The organism is Sphingobacterium sp. BIGb0116, assembly GCF_024808035.1.
In the GTDB taxonomy this organism is placed as follows: Bacteria; Bacteroidota; Bacteroidia; order Sphingobacteriales; family Sphingobacteriaceae; genus Sphingobacterium; species Sphingobacterium paramultivorum.
On record NZ_JANUDT010000009.1, the window covers coordinates 253,149 to 276,286 of the forward strand.

The 23,138-nt window shown below is 38.4% G+C and carries 22 protein-coding genes; 14 read left to right on the forward strand and 8 right to left on the reverse strand.

Annotated elements, in window-relative coordinates; all coding sequences use genetic code 11:
• Positions 1 to 36 precede the first annotated feature (36 nt).
• Together M2419_RS20910 and M2419_RS20915 are read left to right on the forward strand one after the other, a co-directional pair.
• A complete protein-coding gene (locus tag M2419_RS20910) occupies positions 37 to 1,611 on the forward strand; it encodes a peptide MFS transporter (protein ID WP_153844762.1) in 1,575 nt (524 codons plus the stop codon).
• Positions 1,612 to 1,694: 83 nt separating this feature from the next.
• Positions 1,695 to 3,284, forward strand: a complete 1,590-nt coding sequence (locus tag M2419_RS20915) for a peptide MFS transporter (protein WP_153844761.1) — start codon at positions 1,695 to 1,697, stop codon at positions 3,282 to 3,284.
• 91 nt (positions 3,285 to 3,375) lie between these two features.
• Here the strand turns inward: M2419_RS20915 and M2419_RS20920 are convergent, their stop codons facing one another.
• A complete protein-coding gene (locus tag M2419_RS20920) occupies positions 3,376 to 4,668 on the reverse strand; it encodes a hemolysin family protein (RefSeq protein ID WP_159731263.1) in 1,293 nt (430 codons plus the stop codon).
• 145 nt (positions 4,669 to 4,813) lie between these two features.
• The gene (locus M2419_RS20925; RefSeq protein ID WP_153844759.1) at positions 4,814 to 6,160 is read right to left on the reverse strand and encodes a Gfo/Idh/MocA family protein; all 1,347 of its coding nucleotides are present in this window, start codon (positions 6,158 to 6,160) and stop codon (positions 4,814 to 4,816) included.
• Between the two features lie 230 nt (positions 6,161 to 6,390).
• Between M2419_RS20925 and M2419_RS20930 the strand changes: the two genes are divergently transcribed.
• Together M2419_RS20930 and M2419_RS20935 are read left to right on the forward strand one after the other, a co-directional pair.
• The gene (locus M2419_RS20930) at positions 6,391 to 7,497 is read left to right on the forward strand and encodes a phosphotransferase enzyme family protein (protein ID WP_088162810.1); all 1,107 of its coding nucleotides are present in this window, start codon (positions 6,391 to 6,393) and stop codon (positions 7,495 to 7,497) included.
• Between the two features lie 80 nt (positions 7,498 to 7,577).
• On the forward strand, positions 7,578 to 8,222 hold the full coding sequence (locus tag M2419_RS20935; protein ID WP_159731265.1) for a carbohydrate-binding family 9-like protein: 645 nt from the start codon (positions 7,578 to 7,580) through the stop codon (positions 8,220 to 8,222).
• 23 nt (positions 8,223 to 8,245) lie between these two features.
• Here the strand turns inward: M2419_RS20935 and M2419_RS20940 are convergent, their stop codons facing one another.
• Positions 8,246 to 8,584 carry a DUF2853 family protein gene (locus tag M2419_RS20940; RefSeq protein ID WP_088162808.1) on the reverse strand — a complete coding sequence of 113 codons (339 nt, stop codon included), beginning with the start codon at positions 8,582 to 8,584 and terminating at the stop codon, positions 8,246 to 8,248.
• A 226-nt stretch (positions 8,585 to 8,810) separates the two neighbouring features.
• Between M2419_RS20940 and M2419_RS20945 the strand changes: the two genes are divergently transcribed.
• From M2419_RS20945 to M2419_RS20980, 8 genes are all read left to right on the forward strand, one after another.
• On the forward strand, positions 8,811 to 9,059 hold the full coding sequence (locus M2419_RS20945) for a type B 50S ribosomal protein L31 (RefSeq protein ID WP_046671774.1): 249 nt from the start codon (positions 8,811 to 8,813) through the stop codon (positions 9,057 to 9,059).
• 78 nt (positions 9,060 to 9,137) lie between these two features.
• Complete coding sequence (locus M2419_RS20950) at positions 9,138 to 10,304, forward strand: putative sugar nucleotidyl transferase (RefSeq protein WP_153844757.1); 1,167 nt, start codon at positions 9,138 to 9,140, stop codon at positions 10,302 to 10,304.
• An 11-nt stretch (positions 10,305 to 10,315) separates the two neighbouring features.
• Complete coding sequence (gene tpiA / locus M2419_RS20955) at positions 10,316 to 11,083, forward strand: triose-phosphate isomerase (protein ID WP_120333340.1); 768 nt, start codon at positions 10,316 to 10,318, stop codon at positions 11,081 to 11,083.
• Between the two features lie 9 nt (positions 11,084 to 11,092).
• Positions 11,093 to 11,932, forward strand: a complete 840-nt coding sequence (gene prmA / locus M2419_RS20960; protein WP_153844756.1) for a 50S ribosomal protein L11 methyltransferase — start codon at positions 11,093 to 11,095, stop codon at positions 11,930 to 11,932.
• A 7-nt stretch (positions 11,933 to 11,939) separates the two neighbouring features.
• Positions 11,940 to 13,310: a Mur ligase domain-containing protein gene (locus tag M2419_RS20965; RefSeq protein WP_159731269.1), complete on the forward strand. Its 1,371-nt coding sequence runs from the start codon at positions 11,940 to 11,942 to the stop codon at positions 13,308 to 13,310.
• Positions 13,311 to 13,376: 66 nt separating this feature from the next.
• Positions 13,377 to 13,706 (forward strand): helix-turn-helix domain-containing protein, encoded by a 330-nt coding sequence (locus M2419_RS20970; RefSeq protein WP_153844754.1) that lies wholly within the window; start codon positions 13,377 to 13,379, stop codon positions 13,704 to 13,706.
• Between the two features lie 136 nt (positions 13,707 to 13,842).
• Positions 13,843 to 15,615 carry a peptide MFS transporter gene (locus tag M2419_RS20975; protein ID WP_259255562.1) on the forward strand — a complete coding sequence of 591 codons (1,773 nt, stop codon included), beginning with the start codon at positions 13,843 to 13,845 and terminating at the stop codon, positions 15,613 to 15,615.
• Between the two features lie 54 nt (positions 15,616 to 15,669).
• A complete protein-coding gene (locus M2419_RS20980; protein WP_115046804.1) occupies positions 15,670 to 17,199 on the forward strand; it encodes a peptide MFS transporter in 1,530 nt (509 codons plus the stop codon).
• A 79-nt stretch (positions 17,200 to 17,278) separates the two neighbouring features.
• Here the strand turns inward: M2419_RS20980 and M2419_RS20985 are convergent, their stop codons facing one another.
• Positions 17,279 to 18,271, reverse strand: a complete 993-nt coding sequence (locus M2419_RS20985; protein ID WP_159731273.1) for an acyl-ACP desaturase — start codon at positions 18,269 to 18,271, stop codon at positions 17,279 to 17,281.
• A 190-nt stretch (positions 18,272 to 18,461) separates the two neighbouring features.
• Here M2419_RS20985 and M2419_RS20990 point away from each other — a divergent pair, with 190 nt between their 5' ends.
• Together M2419_RS20990 and M2419_RS20995 are read left to right on the forward strand one after the other, a co-directional pair.
• Positions 18,462 to 19,685, forward strand: a complete 1,224-nt coding sequence (locus M2419_RS20990; protein ID WP_159731275.1) for a cysteine desulfurase — start codon at positions 18,462 to 18,464, stop codon at positions 19,683 to 19,685.
• 12 nt (positions 19,686 to 19,697) lie between these two features.
• Positions 19,698 to 20,117, forward strand: coding sequence for a SufE family protein (locus M2419_RS20995; RefSeq protein WP_153844750.1), 420 nt, complete (start codon positions 19,698 to 19,700; stop codon positions 20,115 to 20,117).
• Positions 20,118 to 20,192: 75 nt separating this feature from the next.
• Here M2419_RS20995 and M2419_RS21000 read toward each other — a convergent pair whose 3' ends face one another.
• The 4 genes from M2419_RS21000 to M2419_RS21015 form a co-directional block, all read right to left on the reverse strand.
• A complete protein-coding gene (locus M2419_RS21000) occupies positions 20,193 to 21,017 on the reverse strand; it encodes a VOC family protein (RefSeq protein WP_159731277.1) in 825 nt (274 codons plus the stop codon).
• Positions 21,018 to 21,040: 23 nt separating this feature from the next.
• On the reverse strand, positions 21,041 to 21,970 hold the full coding sequence (locus tag M2419_RS21005) for a DUF1801 domain-containing protein (protein WP_200845677.1): 930 nt from the start codon (positions 21,968 to 21,970) through the stop codon (positions 21,041 to 21,043).
• Positions 21,971 to 21,978: 8 nt separating this feature from the next.
• On the reverse strand, positions 21,979 to 22,407 hold the full coding sequence (locus M2419_RS21010; protein ID WP_088162799.1) for a DUF1801 domain-containing protein: 429 nt from the start codon (positions 22,405 to 22,407) through the stop codon (positions 21,979 to 21,981).
• Positions 22,408 to 22,499: 92 nt separating this feature from the next.
• Positions 22,500 to 22,952, reverse strand: coding sequence for an SRPBCC domain-containing protein (locus M2419_RS21015; RefSeq protein ID WP_159731279.1), 453 nt, complete (start codon positions 22,950 to 22,952; stop codon positions 22,500 to 22,502).
• Positions 22,953 to 23,138 lie beyond the last annotated feature (186 nt).

The window sequence follows — 23,138 nt, forward strand, 5'->3', positions numbered from 1 at the left end:
ACTACCTTATTTTGAAAAATAACGACTAAAAAAAACATGAATTTTGAAAAAAATGCTGTTCTTGAAACCCATTTGCAAAAAGTAGGGGCGGAACATGTATTGGTACAAGGGCATCCTGCCGGCTTGTTTGTATTATTCTTCACAGAGATGTGGGAGCGTTTTAGCTATTATGGTATGCGGGCACTGTTGGTAAATTTTCTGGTTTCTACCATTGCCCAACAAGGATGGGGTTGGACCAACTCCGAGGCCATGAAGCTTTATGGTTTGTACACCGGGATGGTGTTTTTAACGCCACTGTTCGGCGGGATTATAGCCGATCGCCTAACAGGATATAAAAAATCCATTATGGTCGGAGCTATAATTATGACGCTGGGACATATCGCTATGGCTTTAGAGGGATTTAATAAAAGCTTCTTTTTGGCGGGTTTGGTGCTGATTGTTTTGGGAAATGGTTTGTTCAAACCCAATATTTCTTCGATGGTAGGGAAATTATATCCGGATAAAGGAGGTAAAAAGGATGCGGGTTATACCATCTTTTATATGGGCATCAACGGGGGAGCGTTTTTAGGTATGATGCTATGCGGTTATATTGGTGAGAAGATCGGCTGGCATTATGGATTTGGGCTTGCCGGAGTATTTATGTTTTTGGGAATGTTGCAGTTCTATTTTGCGCAGCCCATCTTCGGAAAAATTGGAAATACACCCCAGAAACAAGAAGAGTTAACCGATATTGCAGCCGGAGAAGAAGAAAATCCAAAGCATATTGTTCGTGATCGTTTGCTGGTAATAGCCATTTTTATGTTGTCAAGTATTGTTTTCCATTTAGCTTTTGAGCAAGCAGGTGGCTCGATGACGATCTTTGCGAAAAATTATACACAACGGGTATTGAGTGGTGAAGTGGCGGTTTTATTTAAATGGTTGGATGCTGCATTGACGGTTTTGCCGATTGTGGTAATTACTGGCGTACTGTTTGTTTTAGCGAAGAAAATCGTACGTAAATACCCTATGATCATACTTTTTTCGAGTATTTCTTTTGTGATCATTTGGTCTTTGTGCCTTTGGAAAGTTTATCGGGAATATTATGGTATGAATTCAGAAGTTACTGTATCCTGGTTTCCGATGTTAAATTCTTTCTTTATCATTACCCTGGCCACATCATTTAGTAAGATATGGGAGAAAGTGTGGAATCCTTCTGGTCCAATTAAGTTTGCAATGGGACTGACATTGGTTGGAGTCGGTTTTGCAGCTTTATCTATTGGAAGCTCTGAGATTCCTACCGGTGCAAAGACGGCCTCTGTTAGTATGATCTGGCTGGTGTTGGCGTACTTTTTTCATACAGTGGGCGAATTATGTATTGGTCCGGTCGGACTTTCTTATGTCAGTAAACTATCGCCAAAAAAATTCCTGGGGTTATTGTTTGGTTTTTGGTTTTGTGCCAATGCCATAGCTAATTTTATAGGGGGTTTTATTGGGTCATATATTGATAAGATTACAGAATCTCATTCCATGTCATATTTCTTTGCTGTATTTACAGTAATTCCTATGGTGGCTGCTGTATTTCTTATTCTGGCCAACAAAAAAATAAAAAAGATGATGCATGGAATTGATTAATTCATAGAAAAATAGTGTATCTTCAAGCGATTTTTATCAAAATAAAAACAAAACCTGAGTTATAAAATAATTATTGAAATTATATGAATCAAGAAAAAGATCAAGTTCTTGTAGCACATCTTGCTAAGCAGGGGATCGATGACAAGATGGTAAATGGGCATCCTGCCGGATTATTTGTGCTATTCTTTACAGAGATGTGGGAGCGGTTTAGTTACTACGGTATGCGGGCATTGTTGACCTTATTTTTAATAAGTTCCCTTGCTGATGGAGGATGGGAATGGAGTAACGAACGTGCCATGAAACTTTACGGTTTGTATACTGGTTTTGTCTATTTAACACCATTGATCGGTGGAATGATTGCGGATAAGCTAACCGGTTTTAAGAAGGCGATTTTGATAGGCGCTTTGGTAATGACATTGGGGCACCTGTCTATGGCATTTGAGGGTGTGAATTCCAATTTCTTTTATCTCGGTCTTGTGTTAATGATTTTGGGTAACGGGATGTTTAAACCTAATATTTCTTCTATGGTGGGAAATCTTTATCCAGATCAAAGTCCTAAAAAAGATGCAGGGTATACCATATTCTATATGGGCATCAATGCCGGGTCATTTTTGGGAATGCTTCTATGCGGTTATATCGGCGAAAAAATTGGTTGGCATTATGGTTTCGGGCTTGCTGGAGTATTTATGTTCTTTGGTATGTTGCAATTCTATTTTGGACAAAAGATATTTGGAATTATCGGAGATTCACCGAAAGCACTTCAGGCTTACCATGAAAAAAAGATCAAAAATCACGAAGAGGAGGAAGAGGTCATTCCTGCACATGTTGTCCGTGATAGGTTAATCGTTGTCACCATATTTATGTTGGCTAGTGTGGTTTTCTTTTTGTCTTTTGAACAGGCGGGCGGATCCATGTCTATCTTTGCAAAGGATTATACACAAAGAGTCCTGTCTGGAAGTTCAGCAGTGACATTTAAATGGATTGATACTATTTTGACTATTGTGCCTATCGTTATTGTGACGATCGTTTTAACAGCATTGGCTAGAAAAATATATAAACAGTATCCATTGACTATTTTATTTACCGCTGTCTCATTTGGTATCATTTGGTGCTTGGGCTTATGGAAAGTATTTCGAGAAATTGGAATAACCGGATCGGAAGTTGGGGCCTCATGGTTTCAAATATTGAATGCATTTTTTATTATTTCACTGGCATCGTCATTTAGCAAATTTTGGGAGAAGGTCTGGAATCCTTCGGGACCAGTTAAGTTTGCGCTAGGTTTAATATTGGTGGGAATTGGATTTGCAGCATTAGCTTATGGGGCGAGCGAGATTCCTCAAGGAGCAAAGACAGCGTCTGTGAGTATGATTTGGTTGGTGATCGCCTATTTCTTTCATTCAGCAGGGGAGCTTTGTCTTTCACCTGTTGGCTTGTCTTATGTTAGTAAGCTTTCCCCAAAGAAATTTTTAGGGCTTCTTTTCGGTTGCTGGTTCTGTGCTTCGGCAATTGCCAATTTTATAGGTGGATTTTTAGGCTCATACATTGATCGCATTACAGAAGAGCATTCGATGTCCTATTTCTTTATGATATTTGCAATAGTTCCTGGGGTTACGGCATTGCTATTAATTGTCTTGAATCCAATATTGAAAAAAATGATGCATGGGATCAACTAATCAGGATCGATAGCATCACAAAAAAAGGGCTAATCAATACACTGATTGGCCCTTTTTTTATCTCTTTTTTACTATTGATGCTTATTTATGTTTATTCTTCCACTTTTAAAAGTAGTTTATCGATGCGGTGTCCATCCATATCAAGCACTTCGAAAATTAGATTTTTAAATCGGACACGTTCGCCTTCTTCGGGTACATGATCTAATCTTAGGAATACCAGGCCTCCTACGGTGGTTACATTGTTGATCTCATCTTCGTCTTCTTCAGAAAGACCGATTTCAAATTCATCCAAAAGATCCTCGATCTGATATTGTCCGTCGACAACATAATCACCGTTTTCCAATTGACGTATTGTCGGACGTGCACTTAGGTCGCTTTCTGTGATGTTGCCGACCAAATCGCCAACGATATCCCGTAACGTAATAATTCCCTGTGGTGAGCCATACTCATCAATGACAACCGCCTGATGTATACTGGAGGTACGTAAGGTGTTCATAATGCTATAAGATGAACTGAATTCATTAACAAACTTGATCGGTAACATAAGTGTTCTTAGATCAAATGCTTCGTTCTGGAGGCATTGACGAAGTAATGATTTTACATGAACAACACCTTTAATATTGTCGAGGCCACCTTCACAGACTGGGTAGATGGAATGATCGTTGTCCAGAATGATCTTTCTGTTTTCTTCAAAGGAATCTTCCAGATCCAAGAATACAATGCTTTTGCGGTGAGTCATTAGGTTGACCGCTTTTTTGTCACCTAAACTCAACAAACGGTCGACGATATCGTGCTCAATACCTTCGATGACGCCACTGTCGACACCTTCGTCTACTAACGCCTTAATTTCTTCTTCTGTGACACTATTGCCGCTACTCTTGATATTGAGTATTTTGACAATAAACTCTGTCGACATACTTAGTAGCCATACAAATGGCCGAACGATTTTGCTGAGCAGGTTCATCGGGTAAGCGATCAGCATGGCGTACTTCTCCGGAATAGCCATACCGATACGTTTGGGGACCAGTTCACCAAGCACCAACGAAAAGTAGGTGATGATAAAGACGACAATGATGACGGCGAGCTGTTCGCTATAGGGGGCTATGATACTGGATTTATTAAAGATCTCTACGAGGTAAGATGAAATATTGCCGCCAGAAAAGAATCCTGTTAGGATTCCAATAAGGGTAATACCTATTTGTACAGTGGATAGAAAGCTGTTGGGCGATTCTTTTAGGTTTAGCGCTATTTTGGCAGCGGCATTGTTTTTATCGCTTTCAGCCTGTAGCCTTGCCTTTCTGCTGGATACGATGGATATTTCTGATGCCGATAGTATTCCGTTTAGAATAATCAGGGCTAAAATAATAATTGCTTCGGTAAGCATAATGAGTTGAAAAAGTTATTTGCTAGGGCTAATTTACGGAAAAGACCAGCCAAATAGTAGGATTATTATGATTATGTCAAGTATTCATAAAAAAAGCCGTATATCTTTCAATACGGCTTTTATGATAATAGGCGTGTTTTTTCAATTACATTCCACTGTCATCTAACATAAAGGTGTTTTTCTTGGTTTTCCATTTTCCTTTTGTGAAATCAGGGAATTCCAACGTTTTATTTCCTTTTGCAATAGACTCGGTAGATAATGGGAATACGGCACTCATGGTTACCGAATCATACACGTCAATTGGAGTCTGTACCTTTTGTTTTACAGCCTGAATAAACGCATTGAATACAAACCAGTCCATGCCGCCATGACCAGAACCGTTTGCTACCTCTTCATATTTTTGCCAGATTGGGTGATCGTATTTCTTTACCCATTCGTCCGCAGAATCCCAAGTGTGTGGTTTGGATTTACCCTCGATGTGAATACCTTTGGCAACATCCATCCAAATACCGTCTGTTCCCTGTACGCGGAAACCGATAGAGTAAGGTCTTGGTAAGTGTGTATCATGCGTTAATAACATGGTTTCTCCATTCGCACATTGTAACATCGTTTGAGTGATATCACCATTTTTGTAATTGATCTTACCGTTAGGATGTCCCGGGGAAACTTTATTGACATAGGCTGCCAATCCGCGGGCTTTACTTGAGTACGAAGTGATATGGGTGAATCTGTTGCCCTTGTTGATATCTGCAAATTGCATAATTGGACCTAAACCGTGTGTAGGGTATAGATCACCATCTTGGTCGATATTGAACTGTGTACGCCACTGTGCCTCAGAAATCGCTTTCGGACCATATTCAACGCCATGGCCATAATAGGCTTTTCCGTCATTGAATAATACCTCGCGTAAATCGTGTTGATAACCGCCTTCCAGGTGCAACAATTCACCAAATAGACCTTGTCTGTGCATGTTCAATACAGCAAGTACATCACGACGGAATGCAACATTTTCTAGGGTCATGTAAGGCTTTCCAGTTTCTTCGGATACTTTCACAATATCCCAGTGATCTTGTAGCGTTAAACCTGCAATAACCTCGCAACCCACGTATAGACCAGCTTTCATTGCATCGATAGCTTGGTTTTTGTGGAATTGCCAAGGCGTTGCAATAATGACAGCATCTAATTTTTCATTGCTTAACATCTTTTTGTAAGCATCAACTCCACCAGTATACTCTTTTGGAAGTTTGGTGCCTTTTGCATTGAATTGTTTACGGCATTGTGCTAGAGATTCTTCCTGGGTGTCACAGACAGCCACAATTTCTAGATCATCTCTGTTTAGGGCAATTTGAACGTGATTACGTCCTCTAAGGCCTACGCCAATAAAACCGATTTTTATTTTCCCATTTGATTGAGCAAATAATTCTGTACTTGAAAGGACACCGATTCCAGCTGTAGTGATGGCAGTCGATTTTATGAAATTTCTTCTATCCATTGTTTTGAGATATAAGGAGTTTGTATATTAGTTATTTACTTGTTTGAAAACAGTCCTTAAGACTGGCTACTATTAACAAATATATTATTTCATTTGGGATAAATGAAAGTGCAAACGTTTGCTTAATTTTATTAAATTTCATGCAAACGTTTGATTGAAATAAAAATTATCATTTATTAATTCAATTTGTGATATTGCAAGCACATTGATGATTTAAAAAACATAGTTTAATGTCTGATTTTAACCAATTAGTAGTAGAGAGCGCAGCAAAACAATTCACATTAGAAGGAGATATCATTTCAGTGCAACCGTTTGGTTCTGGTCATATCAATGATACTTATCGTGTAGTTACTACTGTAGATAGCGGTATATCGCATTTATTACAACGTATTAACCACCATGTTTTTCCGAACGTGGATGGATTAATGCATAATATTGAGATTGTCACCAAGCATCTTAGTAAGAAAGTTAAAGTCGCTGAAGGAAAAAGAATCAGCGATCATGTATTGACAATTGTTCCTACAAAAGATGGGAAATTATATATAAAAGATAGTCAGGATAATTATTGGCGCATGTTTATCCTCATAGAGGATACCAAAAGCTATGATATTGTAGAGACTGAGGTACAAGCCGCTGAGGGTGGTCGTGCTTTTGGTTTGTTTCAAAAGCAGCTCTCGGATTTAGATGCTTCATCGATCGTTGAGGTACTTCCTAACTTTCATAATATAGAGTTTAGACTCGAAAATCTTCGAAAAGCGATCGCTAAAGATGTCTGTCAACGCGTAGCGTCGGTGAAAGACAAATTGGATTTTATCTTTAGTCGTGAAGATCGAATGAAAACCATTCTTGAACTTGGTAGTAAGGGGGAGCTTCCGCTGCGTATTACACATAATGATACAAAGTTTAATAATGTGCTCTTAGATCGCCACGATAAGATGCAATGTGTCATCGATTTAGATACTGTCATGCCGGGCTATGTGGCATATGACTTTGGGGATGCTATTCGGACGATTATTAACCCCGTTGCCGAGGATGAGAAGGATGTTTCGAAAATTCTGCTAAATCTTGCTTTATATAAGGCATATGCCGAAGGTTATTTGGAGGAAGCTAATGACTTCTTGACAACTTTGGAGAAAGAAACATTAGTAGATGGAGCCTTCTTATTGCCATATATGCAAGGAGTACGTTTCTTAACGGACTATTTGGAAGGAGATCATTACTACAAGACTAAATATGAGGACCATAATCTGGTGCGTACAAATACGCAACTGAAATTGGTTGAAGAGATGGAAAAGAATGAAGCATTTATGCGAAAGGTAGTTTTTGATTGCATTTAACAATTTTATACCTTTAATCATATTGAGAAGCTTCCATCGCGTAGATGAAGCTTCTTTTTTCTGTAAAAAAAAATATTCGAATGAAAAAACTAACCATTTTGCCTATCGCAGCGGAGCTGACCAATACACTAGATTATCATACTTTGTCGAAGCTCTTGAGCAATCTTGAATCGCATTCTTTGGAGTTTAATAATTGGAGCGAATCTTTCCCGTATAAACCTGAGGTACAATTTAAGATTGGCTACACCCGGGAGTATCTAGTGTTGCAGTACGATGTCGTCGAAGAACAACTTCGGGGTAATTATTCCGAAACAAATCAAAATGTATGGGAAGATAGTTGTGTGGAGTTCTTTATTTCATTTGATGGACGTAAACATTATTATAACCTGGAATTTAATCTAATTGGAACGGGCTTGATCGGTTATGGCCCGGCTGAAAAGGCTAGTCGAAATCGGTTGGATATTACAACGATAGAACAGGTGCGTACTTACTCTTTAATTGAGCGCAATGGTTCCGATAAGCGATGGAGTATGATTGAGGTAATTCCACTTGCTGTATTTCAGTTTGACGATGTTGTAGACCTGAAAGGTAAACTGATACATGGAAATTTTTATAAATGTGGTGATCATCTCAAACAACCACATTTTATATCTTGGAATAAAATAGAAAACCCAACTCCTAACTTCCATCTCCCCGAGTTTTTTGGAGAAATGGTCTTTGGTTAGGAGTTGAGTAAAAAAGTTGATGCTTATTGGTAAACAGATTCTTTTTTGAATTTCTTTGCCAATAAAGCATATACTAATACACGGTATTTATTTTTATTGGATTTGCCAATAGCGGTAATCACTTCCTCTAGTGCCTTGTCTAAATCCGGCCCATCTTTTAGGCCTAATTTTTTGATCAAAAAATTTTGTTTGACACGGTTCAGTTCTTCGGGATCTGATGCAGCGACGGTTTCGGAGTCTGCATTGTAAATGGAAGGTCCTATTCCTTTTGTTACTTTTGCAATAAATGCTTCATCTAATGATAAGCCTAGCTTTTTTGATTCTGCAACATATGCAGCAATTTTTTCATCTAATTTGCTCATAATTATGTAAGTGATTTAATTGTAGTGAGTTAAGTTAGGTAAAAAAGTCGATAAACAAAATTATTCTTTGGTTTAGGATAAAGATTGTTACATTTGTACCCTTGATAAGTGCTGTTAACTAAAATGTGGAAAATTTCAACTAATTATTCTTCGTAATTGTTGTAAGTTACATTTTTATAAGTTATCTTTGCACCTCAATAATTGAATATACGTAATCATAATAATAATGAAAAAAGATTTGCATCCTTCAAATTACAGATTAGTTGTATTTAAAGATATGTCAAATGACTATGCTTTTATTACAAAATCTTGTGTTGATACTAAAGAAACTATCACATGGGAAGATGGTAATGAGTATCCAGTTGTAAAACTAGAGATCTCTCATACATCACACCCTTTCTATACAGGTAAAATGAAATTGGTTGATACTGCTGGTCGTATCGACAAATTCCGTAATCGTTACAACAAAAAATAATTGTAGCAGATCTGTATATTACAATATTAAGAACTCGATAAATATAATTTGTCGAGTTTTTTTTGTTATTTTTAATTTGTGAAAATCTTCTTTACAGATTGCTTTGATTCGATCCAATTGTTGGATAAGCTTAGCTCCCCATTAACTACTTTTGATAGAAAGAGTCTTTATCCATTTACTTTCGTGAAATCTTGTTTGGACCTTCGGGTTGGTATACTGACTTTACGGGAGAAATGGCAAAAATTAGCTTTAGAATTTGATGTACACTATATTACCGCTCACTCGAACGAGGAGGGGGTTATTTGGCTGTCTGAGAACGTTATCCCGTCAGTAGTATTATTGCAGGCTATACAGCGCTTGGGCGCAGGAGAGGTCCTTGTATGGGGTGGATACGTTGTAGCTTGTTGTTATACCCATATGGGCTCTTATCGTGTACAAGAGTTTGATACGTCAGTGGATCTACTAAAGGGGGTAGAAGATCTGTTTTTGCTTACAGGAACTGAAATAACACGTGATTTCAATCTTCTGGTACAAGGTGTTCAGTCGTTCGATATATCTGTGACAAATCAATTGTTAGGTAATGACCTTTATGTAGCCGCTCGTGTTAGCATGGAATGTGCTACCCTCAATACCCTACAAGGTCCCATATATATCGATGAAGATGTTACAATTATGGAGGGAGCGCATTTGCGTGGTCCATTATACCTTGGTAAAGGAGCCGTTGTAAAAATGGGCGCTACGATTTATGGCAATGTTTCGATAGGGAAGCAGAGTGTCATTGGGGGAGAGATCGGGAATTCCGTCATTGGTGATTTTTCGGCCAAGGGGCATCATGGTTATCTAGGTTGCTCGGTGATAGGGGATTGGTGTAACTTAGGGGCTGGTACCTCTAATTCCAATTTAAAGAATAACTTAAAGGCCGTTTCAATTTACGATTATGCATTGGATGGTGTTCGGGATACAGGTCTGTTAAAATGCGGAACCTTTATTGGAGACTATACGCGTCTTGGTATCAATTCGGCTTTAAATACAGGGACGGTAATTGGAATTGCAAGCATGCTAGCAGATACAAGTTTTTATGCTAAATTTGTACCGTCATTTGCTTGGGTGTTTGACGGAGGTGCGCAAACTTATGAATTTGATAAGTTTATGGCATATTTGGAGACGCTGTATGCATCAAAAGGGGAAGAGCTCTCGGAGCAGATTAAAGATAAATTGAATCAACTTAACAAAAAATATAATTAAATCGTAAAATCATGCGTAAAAAAATCGTAGCTGGTAATTGGAAAATGAATTTAGACTATCAATCAGGATTGAGCTTGTTTTCTGAAATTATCAATATGGCCAAAGATGAAGTGATTGGAAACCAAGAATTGGTTGTTTGTAGCCCATTTATTCATTTGTCAAGTCTTGGACAATTGTCGAAAAATGTTGCAAATGTAAATATCGGTGCACAGAATATTCACCAAGCTGAGTCCGGAGCCTATACAGGTGAGATTTCGGCTTCACAAGTAAAATCAGTAGGTGCTTCACATGTTATTTTGGGGCACTCTGAAAGACGTGCTTATTTTGGTGAGACTGATGCATTGTTGGCATCTAAAGTGGATATTGCATTAAAGCATGATTTAACACCAATATTCTGTATTGGAGAAACAAGAGAAGAACGCGAATCTGGAGCTTTCTTTGATGTGATCAAAACACAATTGACAGATGGATTGTTCCACTTGTCTAAAGAAGCTTTTGCATCTGTGGTATTAGCATATGAGCCAGTTTGGGCAATTGGTACTGGTTTGACAGCTAGCCCTGAGCAAGCACAGGAGGTTCATAAATTTATCCGCGAGGTGCTAGCTGACCAATATGGTCAAGAGATTGCTGATAATACAAGTATTCTTTATGGAGGGTCTTGTAATCCAGGTAATGCAAAAGATTTGTTTGCTCAAGCCGACATCGATGGTGGTTTGATAGGAGGGGCTTCTTTAAAATCGAGAGATTTTATTGATATCGCTAAAGTATTTAACGGCTAATTTTTAGAAATGAAATACGTAGAGGTTATCTTTCAAATGCGATCAGGTGAAGAATGGCAAAAGGATTTGTTGATATCTGATTTGGCTGATATTGGCTTTGATACTTTTGAGGATACCGAATCTGGATTTGCAGCTTATATTTCAGCTGCAAATCTTGACTTGCAAGCATTAGAAACTTTGATGCTTCAACCTTATGAAGGCCTAGAGGTCGATTATAAGATACAGGAAATAGAAAACCAGAATTGGAACAAATTGTGGGAAAGTAATTTCAACCCAATTGAGGTGGGGGGGCAATGCTATGTGCGTGCAACTTTTCATGAGGCAAAACCGGAGTTTCCCTATGAAATCATTATAGATCCGAAGATGTCTTTTGGCACTGGCCATCATCAAACAACTTCGATGATGCTTCAGTATATTTTGGAGAATGATTTTAATGGCAAGCAGGTTTTAGACATGGGCTGCGGTACAGGTATTTTGGCCATTTTGGCATCAAAAAAAGGAGCGAATTCTGTGTTGGCTGTGGATTATGATGAAATATGTGTTGAAAGTGTGATCGAAAATAGGGTACTCAATCATGTTGAGGATATTGAAGCGCTCTGCGGATCTTACGAAGTATTAACAGATCGGGTCTTTGATGTGATTTTGGCAAATATTAATCGTAACATTCTTTTAGAACAATTACCTCAGTATGCATTGAGCATTCGTACAGGGGGTGAGCTGTACCTAAGTGGTTTCTATGAGCAGGAAGATTTAGCAATCTTAAGCGATGCGGCGACGTCATTAGGTTTTGAGTTTATCTCCAATAAAGTTTTAAATAATTGGTGTGCAGCCAAGTTTGTGAAGCGATAATTTAGCTATGCGGATTCATTTTATAGCAATAGGTGGTAGTGTGATGCATAACCTTGCTATTTCATTGGCAAAACAAGGGCATCAAGTGACAGGTTCTGACGATCAGATCGTGGAGCCTTCCCGTTCTCATTTGATTGAAGCAGGATTGCTTCCTAATCAATTGGGCTGGTTTGAGGAAAAAGTGACGGAGGATATTGATGCTGTGATCTTGGGTGCTCATGCCCAGGCGGATAATCCTGAATTAAAGCGGGCGCAAGAATTAGGTCTTAAAATTTATTCTTTTCCAGAATTTATACAAGAGCTTTCACAGGATAAAATCCGGGTGGTTATCGCTGGAAGTTACGGTAAGACAACCATAACGAGTATGGTGATGCACGTTATGCGATTTCTAGGAAAAGAATTTGACTATTTGGTAGGAGCTCAATTAAGGGGCTTTGATAAGTTGGTTGATATTACTAAGCATAATAAGATTATTATTATCGAAGGAGATGAATATGTTTCATCCAAGATTGATCCGAAGTCTAAGTTTTTGTATTATAAACCGAATATAGCCTTAATTTCGGGTATTGTATGGAATGAGTTTAACTCGAAAATATCACAAGAGGAATATATTAAACAATTTGAAGATTTTATTGACTCAATTCCACATAAAGGTACCTTAATTTATAATAAGGAAGATGTTGTGTTACAGAAGGTTCTTCAAGATACGAAAGATTGTAAGATCAATAGACATGGCTATAAGATTCCTGATTATACAATTAATAAGGGAGTAACTTATATCAGCACACCGGATGGTGATATTCCTTTGCAAGTGTTTGGTAAGCACAACTTATCCAATATTGCTGGGGCATATACGATCTGCGAATGGTTGGGGATCAAAAAGAAAGAGTTCTTTGAGGCTATAAAAAGTTTTAATACTTCGATCCGTTATTTGGAGTTTGTTGCAAGCTCGGAAGGATCTGTGGTTTATCAGGATTATGCCTGTAATGCGGATAAAGTGAAGTCAAGTATTCACGCCGTGAAAGAGCAATTTCCTAATCAGAAATTGGTCACAATTATCGAATTAAACTCGTATGATAGTTTAGATTCTTCCTTTTTGTTACAATATGCAAACTCGATGAAAGAGTCGGATGTATCTGTGGTCTACGTGAATATAAATTCTTGTAAAGAACTTAATAAAGATATCGAAAGTGTCCCAAATAATATTAAGGATAATTTTAATAATCCTGATTTAGAGGTTGTTGTAAGTTTAGACGGACTCTATTCATTTTTAGATGGTGTCAAATCAAAGGGCTACAATTTACTTCTTATGAGTTTAAATAATTATAATGGGGTTAATTTGTCCGTGCTGGCTGATCGGTTTTTTAGAGATTTTTAGAGAAAAAATTATAATTTAATGTAAATTAAATTATAATTTATTATTTTTGTTTAAAATATCTACCAGATGAATGCATTAGGAAAAAAAATCAGATTACTTAGACACCAAAAGGGGTGGAGTCAAGAGGATGTTGCAAAACGATTGGATATCTCAATCCCAGCATTTTCTAAAATTGAAACAGGGATTACAGATGTGAATTTGTCTCGCCTGAATCAAATCTCAAAATTATTCAATTTGACAGTTGTTCAACTTTTATCTACTTCTGATTCTGAAGAAGACAAAGAGTATGTAAATGAGGTGAATGCTTTGACGCAAAAATTACAACTACGCGATAGCGAAGTAATTGAATTGCAGAAAAAGGTTATTGACCTTTATGAGCAATTGCACAAAAGATAAGGCATATTAAAATTGTTACCGAAAAGGCAATCCAAAGGGTTGCCTTTTTTTGTTTATGCAACTTTATTTTGGTCAAAAGTGATTTTGTTTTTGTTTCTTTGTAAGTATTTTATCAAAAAATAAAGGTTGATTATTTATGGGGAGATTAAACGGGGATATTGCGACTAGCCCGTCGACTGATTTTTTTAAGTCAAATGTATTGGGACAGCGTTCAGGGCTCTTTGTCCTTTTCTTTACTGAAATGTGGGAACGTTTTTCGTTCTACGGGATGCGTGTACTCTTAATGCAGTTTTTAACTGCTGCAGTTATTCAAGGTAGTCCTTTCTCGGGATGGTCCTGGACTGCACAACAAGCTGGAGCACTTTATGGGACCTATGCCATGATGCTCTATTTAACTCCTATTATAGGAGGGATTATAGCGGATAAATATATTGGATCACGTAAAGCTGTGATTATCGGTTCGGCGATTATGACGCTTGGCCATGCTGCCATGGCCTTTGATACTTCGATTATGTTTTTCCTTGGTTTAGTGTGTCTAGTTATCGGAACGGGTTTCTTCAAGCCTAACATGCCATCTATCTTAGGTGAAATGTATAAAGATCTGCCAGAAAAAAAGGACGGAGCTTATACCATATTCTATATGGGGGTCAATGCCGGCGCTTTCTTTGGTATGATGCTATGCGGATATATTGCCGAAACTTACGGCTGGCATTGGGGATTCGGTTTGGCTGGTATCTTTATGCTTTTGGGAACACTGCAGTTTGTTTTCGCAAAACCACTCATGGGAAATCTTGGTGTTTTAAATAAGTCCACCTCTGGGGAGCATAAAGTTATCGCTGAGGATACGGATACAAGAAATCCATTTACCATACGTGATTATGTATTGATAGCGATAGTTTCTATTATTGGTTTTGTATACGCTTTTAATGACCCTTTATCTAAGAATGGTATTGTTGATGTATTTTCTCGTTTGGATACGCCGTTTCTAAGAGGGCAGTATATAATGGTCATTGTGGCGTTAATTCTCTTCATATATCTTATTGTTACACGGATTATGCGTTATGATAAGGTTGTAAGGGATCGGATGTTCGCAGTTGTGCTGTTGGCTTTTTTCTTGGTCTTCTTTTTTATGAGCTTTGAGCAGGGGGCAACTTCATTAGTTCTTGTGGCTAGAGATAATATTGATAGATCACTTACTGGTGCTGCATTGACAACCTTTAATGTGGTAAATGGTTTATTGACGATTGTACCGCTTTCGATTATCTCTTGGGTTCTGATTAAATTGGCAAAAGTAACCTGGGACAAAATTGCCATTTCAAATATCGTATTGTTTATCTGTTTTGGGTTGATTTGGGGAGCAGTAATCTGGATGTTGTACAATGAGTTCAATAAAGAAGCATCAGAAATCAAAGTTTCTTGGTTCTCTATCTTAAACTCATTTTTTATTATTGCACTAGCCTCTTCGGTATCCAAAATTTGGGAGTCGAAGTATAATCCATCAGCAGCCTTTAAATATGGCTTTGGTCTGATCTTGGTTGCGATAGGATTTTTCATTATTGGATTAGGATCAATAGGAATAAGTCAGGGTGCTAAAATCTCGATGGTATTTTTGGTGCTGACCTATTTGTTCCATACATTGGGTGAATTATTTATTTCACCGGTAGGCCTCTCTTACGTATCGAAATTGGTACCGGCTCGCATGCTTGCATTTATGTTTGGAATCTGGTATTTGGCGATTGCTATTGCACAGAAGGTTGCAGCGGTATTGGGAGGACAAGTGGAAACAATTCAAGAGGAACACTCCTTGAGTTACTTCTTCTTCTTATTTACAGCAATTCCTGCCTTAGCAGGCCTGTTGGTAATGCTGTTTAATCCATTGATTAAACGATTGATGCACGGAATTAAATAACAAATATATAAGCTTCTTTTACGAAAGAAGCTTTTTTGATTAATATAAATTAGTATGGAGGTTAGTACAAGGGAATCGCTAGAAGAGATTCAAAATTTTGACGGAAAGTACCCAAAGCAAATCTGGAGTTTGTTTTTTTCCGAGATGTGGGAAAGATTCTGTTTCTATGGTATGCGCGGTATGTTGGTGTTCTTTATGATCACACAACTAAACTTTGCTGAAAAGGATGCCAATTTACAGTATGGAGCGACACAGGCATTTGTTTATGCGTTTACATTCATAGGTGGGCTGTTTGCAGACAAAATTCTTGGTTTTAGAAAGTCTTTATTCTGGGGTGGCTTATTGATGATCGTAGGGAGCTTATTTCTTGCAGCAGATCCGCATAAGTATTTCTTTTTTGGTTTATCATTTATCATTATAGGTACCGGTTTTTTTAAACCCAACATATCAACGATGGTAGGCGAGCTGTATAAAAAAGGTGATGTTCGTCGTGATGGTGGTTTTTCGTTGTTTTATGCGGGAATAAATTTAGGTGCATTCTTAGGTGGATATATCTGTGTTGCGATCGGTAAAGGATATATGTTGACGTCAATTATTTCTGAGGGACATCGTTGGAATGTCGCTTTTGGTTTGGCGGCGGTAGGAATGTTGGTTAGTTTAGTGAATTTTCACTTTACCAAAAGGCATTTAGGACCAATAGGACTTCAACCAGGGGATCCTGAGGCCATAGTAAAGACGAAGGCATTACCGAAATGGGTAGAATATGCTGTATATATTGCCACGTTGATTTTTATCCCTATTATTCAGATCATGGTGTCAAAAACGCAGTATACAGACTATTTTATGTACACAATTGGCCCATTGACGCTGTTGTATCTTTTCTATGAAATGTCTAAAGTGACTGCTGAAGAGCGGAAGAAATTAATTGCAGCCCTGGTGTTTATTCTTTTCTCGATTATTTTTTGGGGAATATATGAGCAAAGTGGCGGTTCCTTAAGCATCTTTGCTGCTAAGCATTTGAATGATTCTTTATTGGGCGTTATGACGCTCGATCCAAATGGTGTTAACAATTCAGGTGGAGCATTATTTATTATTGCATTAGCACCTCTTTTTGGCCTTTTTTGGATTTGGCTGGGCAAACGTAAACTTGAGCCAAATACCATTATTAAGTTTGGTCTTGGTTTTGTTTTCTTGGGATTAGGTTATTATGTTCTATTTGCTACGCGTTTATTCGCTCACGACGGTATGACCTCATTGGATGTCTTTACCCTTGCGCTGCTTGTGATTACCGTTGGGGAGCTTTGTCTATCACCAATTGGTCTTTCCATTATGACGAAATTGTCTCCGGCGAGATTACAAGGTATCATGATGGGAATGTGGTTCTTGGCGAGTGCTTATGGTCAATATGTAGCAGGTTTGATCGGTGCTAGTATGGCCGAAGCTAAGGAAGGAAGTTCATTGGCGGATAAATTGGTGACTTATACGGAGAGTTATAAACAATTAGGCTTATATTCTTTGATTGCTGGTGTGGTGCTTATAGCCTTGTCGCCCGTTGTGCGTAAATTGATGGGTAACGTGAAATAAGCGTTAATAATTTTGACACAGTAAAGTTATTCTTTCAACATAAAAAAAGCTTGATTATTAAATCAAGCTTTTTTTTATATCAATAAATCCATTTGAATTTATAATCTTTTTCTGGAACCTTCATCCGATCAGCCAGTCTAGCCAAACGATCTGGTAGTTTCAGTAGATAATCTCTCGCTTTCTCACCTTTATCATTCAGGCCGGTAACTTGATCTATTTTCCACTCACTATTCAGCTCTTTTAAGATATCCACGTAGTCCAAAGCAGTATATACTCCCAATCGTTGGGCCGCGTCTGAGAAATGTGCAAACGCTTCTCCTTGGGGCTCGCCTGCTTCTCTTAAGAACTGGGCTGGCATAACGATTTTTTTACGCATCATATCCTCAAATGCAATCATGACTTCACTCGCGTCTACTGTGATTGCTTTTGAAATAAAAGACATATAGGCTTTGGCATGGCGTGCTTCATCAGATGCGATGACACCACACATTTTTGCCAAAAGTTTATCACCGCTTTTTTTGGAAAGCCCAGATACACGACGGTGGGAAACGTTGGTTGCCAATTCCTGAAATGAAGTATAAATAAAATTCCGGTAAGGGTCTGCACCAGTACCGATATCAAAACCGTCTTGAATAAGATATTGCGTAGACATTTCAAATTGACGCATGTCTATTCTACCCGACAAATAAAGGTATTTGTTCAACAGATCACCGTGGCGGTTTTCTTCAGCCGTCCAAGCGCGTACCCATTTCATCCATCCACCTTGCTCGTTTTTGTCAACGTCTTCTACCATGGTCAACCATGATTCGTACGTTGGAAGGGCCTCTTCGGTGATGGTGTCTCCAACTAATACTGCGACCAAATCATAAGAGAGTTCTTTTGCACTTTCCTGCAACTCTTTTACTTCCTCAAAAAAACTGTCCCTAGAAGAATCTGGAAGAAAATCGGCAGGTTGCCACATTTCTTCAACAGGCTTCAGGTATTCGCTCATCTCATTGAGCATGAACGGTTCCAAATAGGCCATCACTTCTTTACGTGAGCCTTCTGGTAAATTTAGAGGTAATTCTTGCATATCATTACAAAGGTAACTAAATAGCATCAATAAATTATAAAAGCTAACTATAATTGTTTAAAATGCCAAAAAATCCTTTTTTGGCTGAGGACACCTTCGAAAACCGACATTGATAATGACATAAAAAACAGATTGGCCAGCCCGTATTCGATAAAATACTATTAACTTTGTATAAATTATTTAGACGACGTTGGAAAAATTTAATATAGATAAAATACGTGCCGATTTTCCGATTCTCAAGAGAGAAGTAAATGGTAAACCATTGGTTTATTTGGATAACGGCGCGACAACACAGAAGCCGAGTTCTGTTATCGATTCGATTGTACATTATTATACAGATATGAATAGTAATGTGCATCGTGGCGTACATTATCTTAGTCAGATATCGACGGACGCTTTTGAGGTGACTCGGAAAAAAGTTCAGGCTTTCATCAATGCCGCTGAAGATAAGGAAATCATTATCACCAAAGGAACAACAGATGGAATTAATCTGATTGCAACTTGTTATGGCAGAGCTTTTATCCATGAAGGTGATGAGATTATTATCTCAGCGATGGAACACCATTCTAATATTGTGCCTTGGCAGATGCTTTGTGATGAAAAGGGCTGTAAAATTCGGGTCATTCCGATGAACGATAAAGGTGAGCTTGATATGGATGCCTACAGCAATTTGTTTAATGAGAAAACCAAATTAGTTGCTGTAACCTATGTTTCAAACTCCCTTGGGACAATCAATCCTGTGAGTGAGATGATTTCAATTGCTCACCGACATGGTGCTGTTGTGTTAGTTGATGCTGCGCAGGCGGTTCAACATATACAGATTGATGTTCAAAAGCTTGATGTAGATTTTCTGGTATTCTCCGGACATAAAATGTACGGCCCTACTGGAGTTGGGGTGTTATACGGTAAAGAGGATTTATTGAACGCGATGCCGCCTTATCAAGGTGGTGGAGATATGATTAAAGAAGTTACTTTTGAAAAAACGACCTATAACGAACTGCCCTTTAAATTTGAGGCCGGTACACCCAATATTGAGGCCGGTATCTGTTTGAACGAGGCTATAGATTATATCAATTCAATAGGTCTGGAAAATATCGAGGCTTACGAACATGATTTGTTGCAGTACGCTACGGAGAAGTTGGCTGAAATCCCAGGCATGCGGTTTATTGGAACGGCCGAGAAGAAATGTTCCGTTATTTCATTTGTAATTGACGGTACTCATCCTTATGACGTTGGTGTGATCTTGGATAAATTAGGAATCGCTGTGCGTACAGGCCACCATTGTGCCCAACCTGTCATGGATAGGTTCGGTATCCCGGGAACTATTCGTGCTTCTTTAGCGGTATATAATACAAAAGAGGAAATAGATATTTTGGTCGCCGGTATCCAACGCGCGGTCAATATGTTGATTTAATAAAAAATAGGTATGACCATTAATGAAATACAGGATGAATTAATTGAGGATTTTGCTTTCTTTACGGATTGGATGGAAAAATATGAGTACATCATCCAGCTGGGAAAAGAAGTGCCTCTAATTGATGAACAATACAAAACAGATGAATATATCATCAAAGGATGTCAGTCCAAGGTATGGCTTTTCCCGGAAATAAAAGATGGAAAAGTGTATTTTACGGCAGATAGCGATGCGATTATCACAAAAGGCTTGGTGAGTTTAATGGTCAAAGTGCTATCTGGACATAGCGCCAAGGAGATCGTTGATGCCGATTTATATTTTGTAGATAAAATAGGGTTAAAAGAACATTTGTCACCGACAAGGGCAAATGGCTTGCTATCCATGATTAAGCAAATGAAATTGTACGCATTGGCATTGCAAGTGAAAGTTTAAAAGGGGATTATTCATCCCCTTTTCTTAATACTATTTTACATAGCTCTTATCCTCAGCTTGAGGTCCCTCTTGAAATTATCCTATGAGCTCCTGGATAATAATTTTTTTCATTTTCATGAGCGCTTCATTTGCCCCCGGTCGCTGTAGTAATGTTGCAATTTGTTCGGGTACAATCTGCCAGCTTACGCCGAATTCGTCTTTACACCAGCCACACATGCTCTCTTTACCTTTCTTCGTGATATTATTCCAGAAATAATCAATTTCCTGCTGATCTTTACAGAGGATGGTGAGTGAAATACCTTCGTTAAACGTGAAAGTTTGAGGAACTCCGCTATCCATTGCCATGAGCGTAAAATCCCGGACTAAAAATTGGGTATGTTGGATTGATCCGATATATTCACCTTCTGTGTATTTCATGATCCCATTGCTTCGAAAATCATGAAATAATTCCGCATAAAAAGCTAAAGCTTGTTCGCAATTTCCCTGTTGCTCTCCGCAATACATTAAGGTTGGTACAATTGCCTGCTGGTTGGTATCGCTCCTTTTACCGAGGTATAATTGCCAATTGACGCCAAACTTGTCGGCCAGCCAGCCGTAATAAGGGCTCCAAGGGTAGGAGTTTAGTGGCATTAAGGTATTGCCGCCCGCAGAAAGTGAATTCCAGATACGATCAATTTCCTCTTTGCTTTCGCAAATGGCCATAAAAGATATGGATGGGTTGGGTTTGAATATGGGACCTCCATTTATTCCAATAAATTTTACACCGTTTAGGACAGCTTCAACAACGATGGGAGAGCTATTGCTAATATGGCTTTCGGGGAAGATGCGACAGTAAAGATCAAAGGCTTCCTGCGCGTTTTGATCGAACCAAATGGATGGGATAATTGAATTATTCATCATTTTCTTTTTGTTTTAGCGTTCACCTATTTGTATTTGTCGTTCAAGCCCTTTTTAGCGAGGACCAACGGCTTAATTTTTTCAAGACGGGATTGTTTCGTTTTTTCTTGCTTGGCCTCATCGATATACTCGATGTATTCTTTCTGTTTTCCTGGTGTTAAAGCCCGGAAACTTTCCCCGAAGATCGGATCTGCCTGTAGCGCTTCTAATAATAGACCGGTGGGAGGCTTCGTTGGAGATTTAGTTGGTTTGAGCTCTTTTCCCTCGTCAATGGTTTGGATGGATTCTTGGATATAGGCGGCTATTTTTTCGACATCCATATCCATAACGTCTTCAAAGCGCCATTGTCGTAATGCTTTCGTTTTTCCTTCGGAGGCACTGATGAGATGTTTATCCTGATCTGCTAAGAATACACCATTATAAAACCAGAGGGAAAAGAAATTTTTAAAGCCGCCCCAACCGATGACATTTTTTCCTTTATGAGTATAGATATAACTCCCCCATTTGAATTCCTTTTTTAAGGAAGTTTGCAGGATGATTTGCTGCATGAGTTCTTCGGCCTCCTGCCAGTTCCCTCGGCTTTGGTACCAATTAGGACCTTGTTTGTCTTTAAGCTTATCAATATTAAAATTGACAATATCGGTAATTATTTGTGTTGGAATCGGTTGATCCAAGGGGATTTGTATCGCACCTTTTGTGGTTTTAAAATTTTTGAGTTCTGTAGCGAAGTACTCGATAGCAGCGGGTCCTGGATAGAGGCCCAAATGGTTTTTGTTCATCGCAAAATGGATGATATTACCCTTGTATCTGAAGGTCGGCATTTGATAAGAGATCGTTTCATCTGCAGAAGGAGGGACTAGGCCAGCAATAAGCTGTCTCACCTTGATCAGATATTCTTTTTTCTCCTCTTCAAATTGATTGATATATTCGTCTATTGTTGCGATGCTCGTTCCCATAATTTGTGTTATTCTTTGATTCTCGTATACTTATTTTCAATAAACTGTATCGTTTCGGACATAAGCTGATGGAGTATCTCTATATTGATGTCGCTTAATTTCTTGATGTATATGCAAGCTTTGCCTATTTTGAATTTCCCTAGCTGATCGACCAAATGTCGGTGCTCATCGGCGCCGGTAAATACATAAAGGGAGATTGCTGATTTTCGGGGGCTAAATCCGATCAATGGAGCATAGCCTTCATGCCCACTTGCATAGGTATAATGATAGTTTCCAAATCCGATGATAGTTGGTCCGTACATTTTAGCCGGCTCACCCGTTGTGGTTTCCATAAGCTGTATCAGTGTTGCACTATCGATTTGTTTTTGTGGGTCGTCAACTGTTTTTATAAAGTCTTGGACAGATGCTTCGGTATATGCAGTTTTATTTTTTGCCATGTATAGTTGAAGTCTTTGCCGGATATTCGGATAACCTTAATTGAATGTATTGTATTTGAAGCAATTCGATGAGCAGCTATTTTTCGATAGCACTATTTTTGGAACATAAAATCGAAAGCTCCAGTTCTCAGATTGATATCATATTCTAGATACGCTTTCATACACGCTAAAAAGTTGGCCCAACCTTCTGTTTGTCGCATCATAATTAGAATCCCATCTGCATCGTTGTTCATCTCGTGTTCTGTAATCTTTATGACCGTCGCGTTTTCTCCGAATGTGGATAGTGCAATTTCTACCAGTTGATTGGGAAGTCCTCCACTCCAGTCAAAAGAGATATGAGAATTGGGGCTGATGGTTTTTCCTGTCACGGGAAAACTGTCGGGAAATTCTGGAAATGTCCATTCTACCGTTTTATCTGTCTCTAGACGTCCAGTTGAAGATTTTATAAAATAGTGATTCATTTTATTAGGATCTACAATAGCCTCAAAAACTTCGTTGATTGGTTTCTGAATTTGGATGCTGGCTTTGGCGGTTAGTTTTTCCATATTAATTTAAAGTTTTAGACAAATATTCAATAAATACAGATAGCTTGTATCTGATTATGTTAAAAATATTTAAAAGATCTTTTGGTGACCATGGAGCAATCTATCGCTTAGATCACTGTTTATTTATTTTAAGATGTATATACGATATAAACATCCTATTAAAGAATAGGTTTTCTTTTTTGGGGG

Excerpts from the sequence above, each read along its gene's own strand:
- M2419_RS21010 (WP_088162799.1), bottom strand. The coding sequence starts at position 22,407 with ATGGCAAAAAATAAAACTGCATATACCGAAGCATCTGTCCAAGACTTT.
- M2419_RS20945 (WP_046671774.1), top strand. The coding sequence starts at position 8,811 with ATGAAAAAAGATTTGCATCCTTCAAATTACAGATTAGTTGTATTTAAA.
- M2419_RS21000 (WP_159731277.1), bottom strand. The coding sequence starts at position 21,017 with ATGATGAATAATTCAATTATCCCATCCATTTGGTTCGATCAAAACGCG.
- M2419_RS20930 (WP_088162810.1), top strand. The coding sequence starts at position 6,391 with ATGTCTGATTTTAACCAATTAGTAGTAGAGAGCGCAGCAAAACAATTC.
- prmA (WP_153844756.1), top strand. The coding sequence starts at position 11,093 with ATGAAATACGTAGAGGTTATCTTTCAAATGCGATCAGGTGAAGAATGG.
- M2419_RS20920 (WP_159731263.1), bottom strand. The coding sequence starts at position 4,668 with ATGCTTACCGAAGCAATTATTATTTTAGCCCTGATTATTCTAAACGGA.
- M2419_RS20910 (WP_153844762.1), top strand. The coding sequence starts at position 37 with ATGAATTTTGAAAAAAATGCTGTTCTTGAAACCCATTTGCAAAAAGTA.
- M2419_RS20970 (WP_153844754.1), top strand. The coding sequence starts at position 13,377 with ATGAATGCATTAGGAAAAAAAATCAGATTACTTAGACACCAAAAGGGG.
- M2419_RS20995 (WP_153844750.1), top strand. The coding sequence starts at position 19,698 with ATGACCATTAATGAAATACAGGATGAATTAATTGAGGATTTTGCTTTC.
- M2419_RS20915 (WP_153844761.1), top strand. The coding sequence starts at position 1,695 with ATGAATCAAGAAAAAGATCAAGTTCTTGTAGCACATCTTGCTAAGCAG.
- M2419_RS20980 (WP_115046804.1), top strand. The coding sequence starts at position 15,670 with ATGGAGGTTAGTACAAGGGAATCGCTAGAAGAGATTCAAAATTTTGAC.
- M2419_RS20925 (WP_153844759.1), bottom strand. The coding sequence starts at position 6,160 with ATGGATAGAAGAAATTTCATAAAATCGACTGCCATCACTACAGCTGGA.
- M2419_RS20975 (WP_259255562.1), top strand. The coding sequence starts at position 13,843 with ATGGGGAGATTAAACGGGGATATTGCGACTAGCCCGTCGACTGATTTT.
- M2419_RS20985 (WP_159731273.1), bottom strand. The coding sequence starts at position 18,271 with ATGCAAGAATTACCTCTAAATTTACCAGAAGGCTCACGTAAAGAAGTG.
- M2419_RS20940 (WP_088162808.1), bottom strand. The coding sequence starts at position 8,584 with ATGAGCAAATTAGATGAAAAAATTGCTGCATATGTTGCAGAATCAAAA.
- tpiA (WP_120333340.1), top strand. The coding sequence starts at position 10,316 with ATGCGTAAAAAAATCGTAGCTGGTAATTGGAAAATGAATTTAGACTAT.
- M2419_RS21005 (WP_200845677.1), bottom strand. The coding sequence starts at position 21,970 with ATGGGAACGAGCATCGCAACAATAGACGAATATATCAATCAATTTGAA.
- M2419_RS20935 (WP_159731265.1), top strand. The coding sequence starts at position 7,578 with ATGAAAAAACTAACCATTTTGCCTATCGCAGCGGAGCTGACCAATACA.
- M2419_RS21015 (WP_159731279.1), bottom strand. The coding sequence starts at position 22,952 with ATGGAAAAACTAACCGCCAAAGCCAGCATCCAAATTCAGAAACCAATC.
- M2419_RS20965 (WP_159731269.1), top strand. The coding sequence starts at position 11,940 with ATGCGGATTCATTTTATAGCAATAGGTGGTAGTGTGATGCATAACCTT.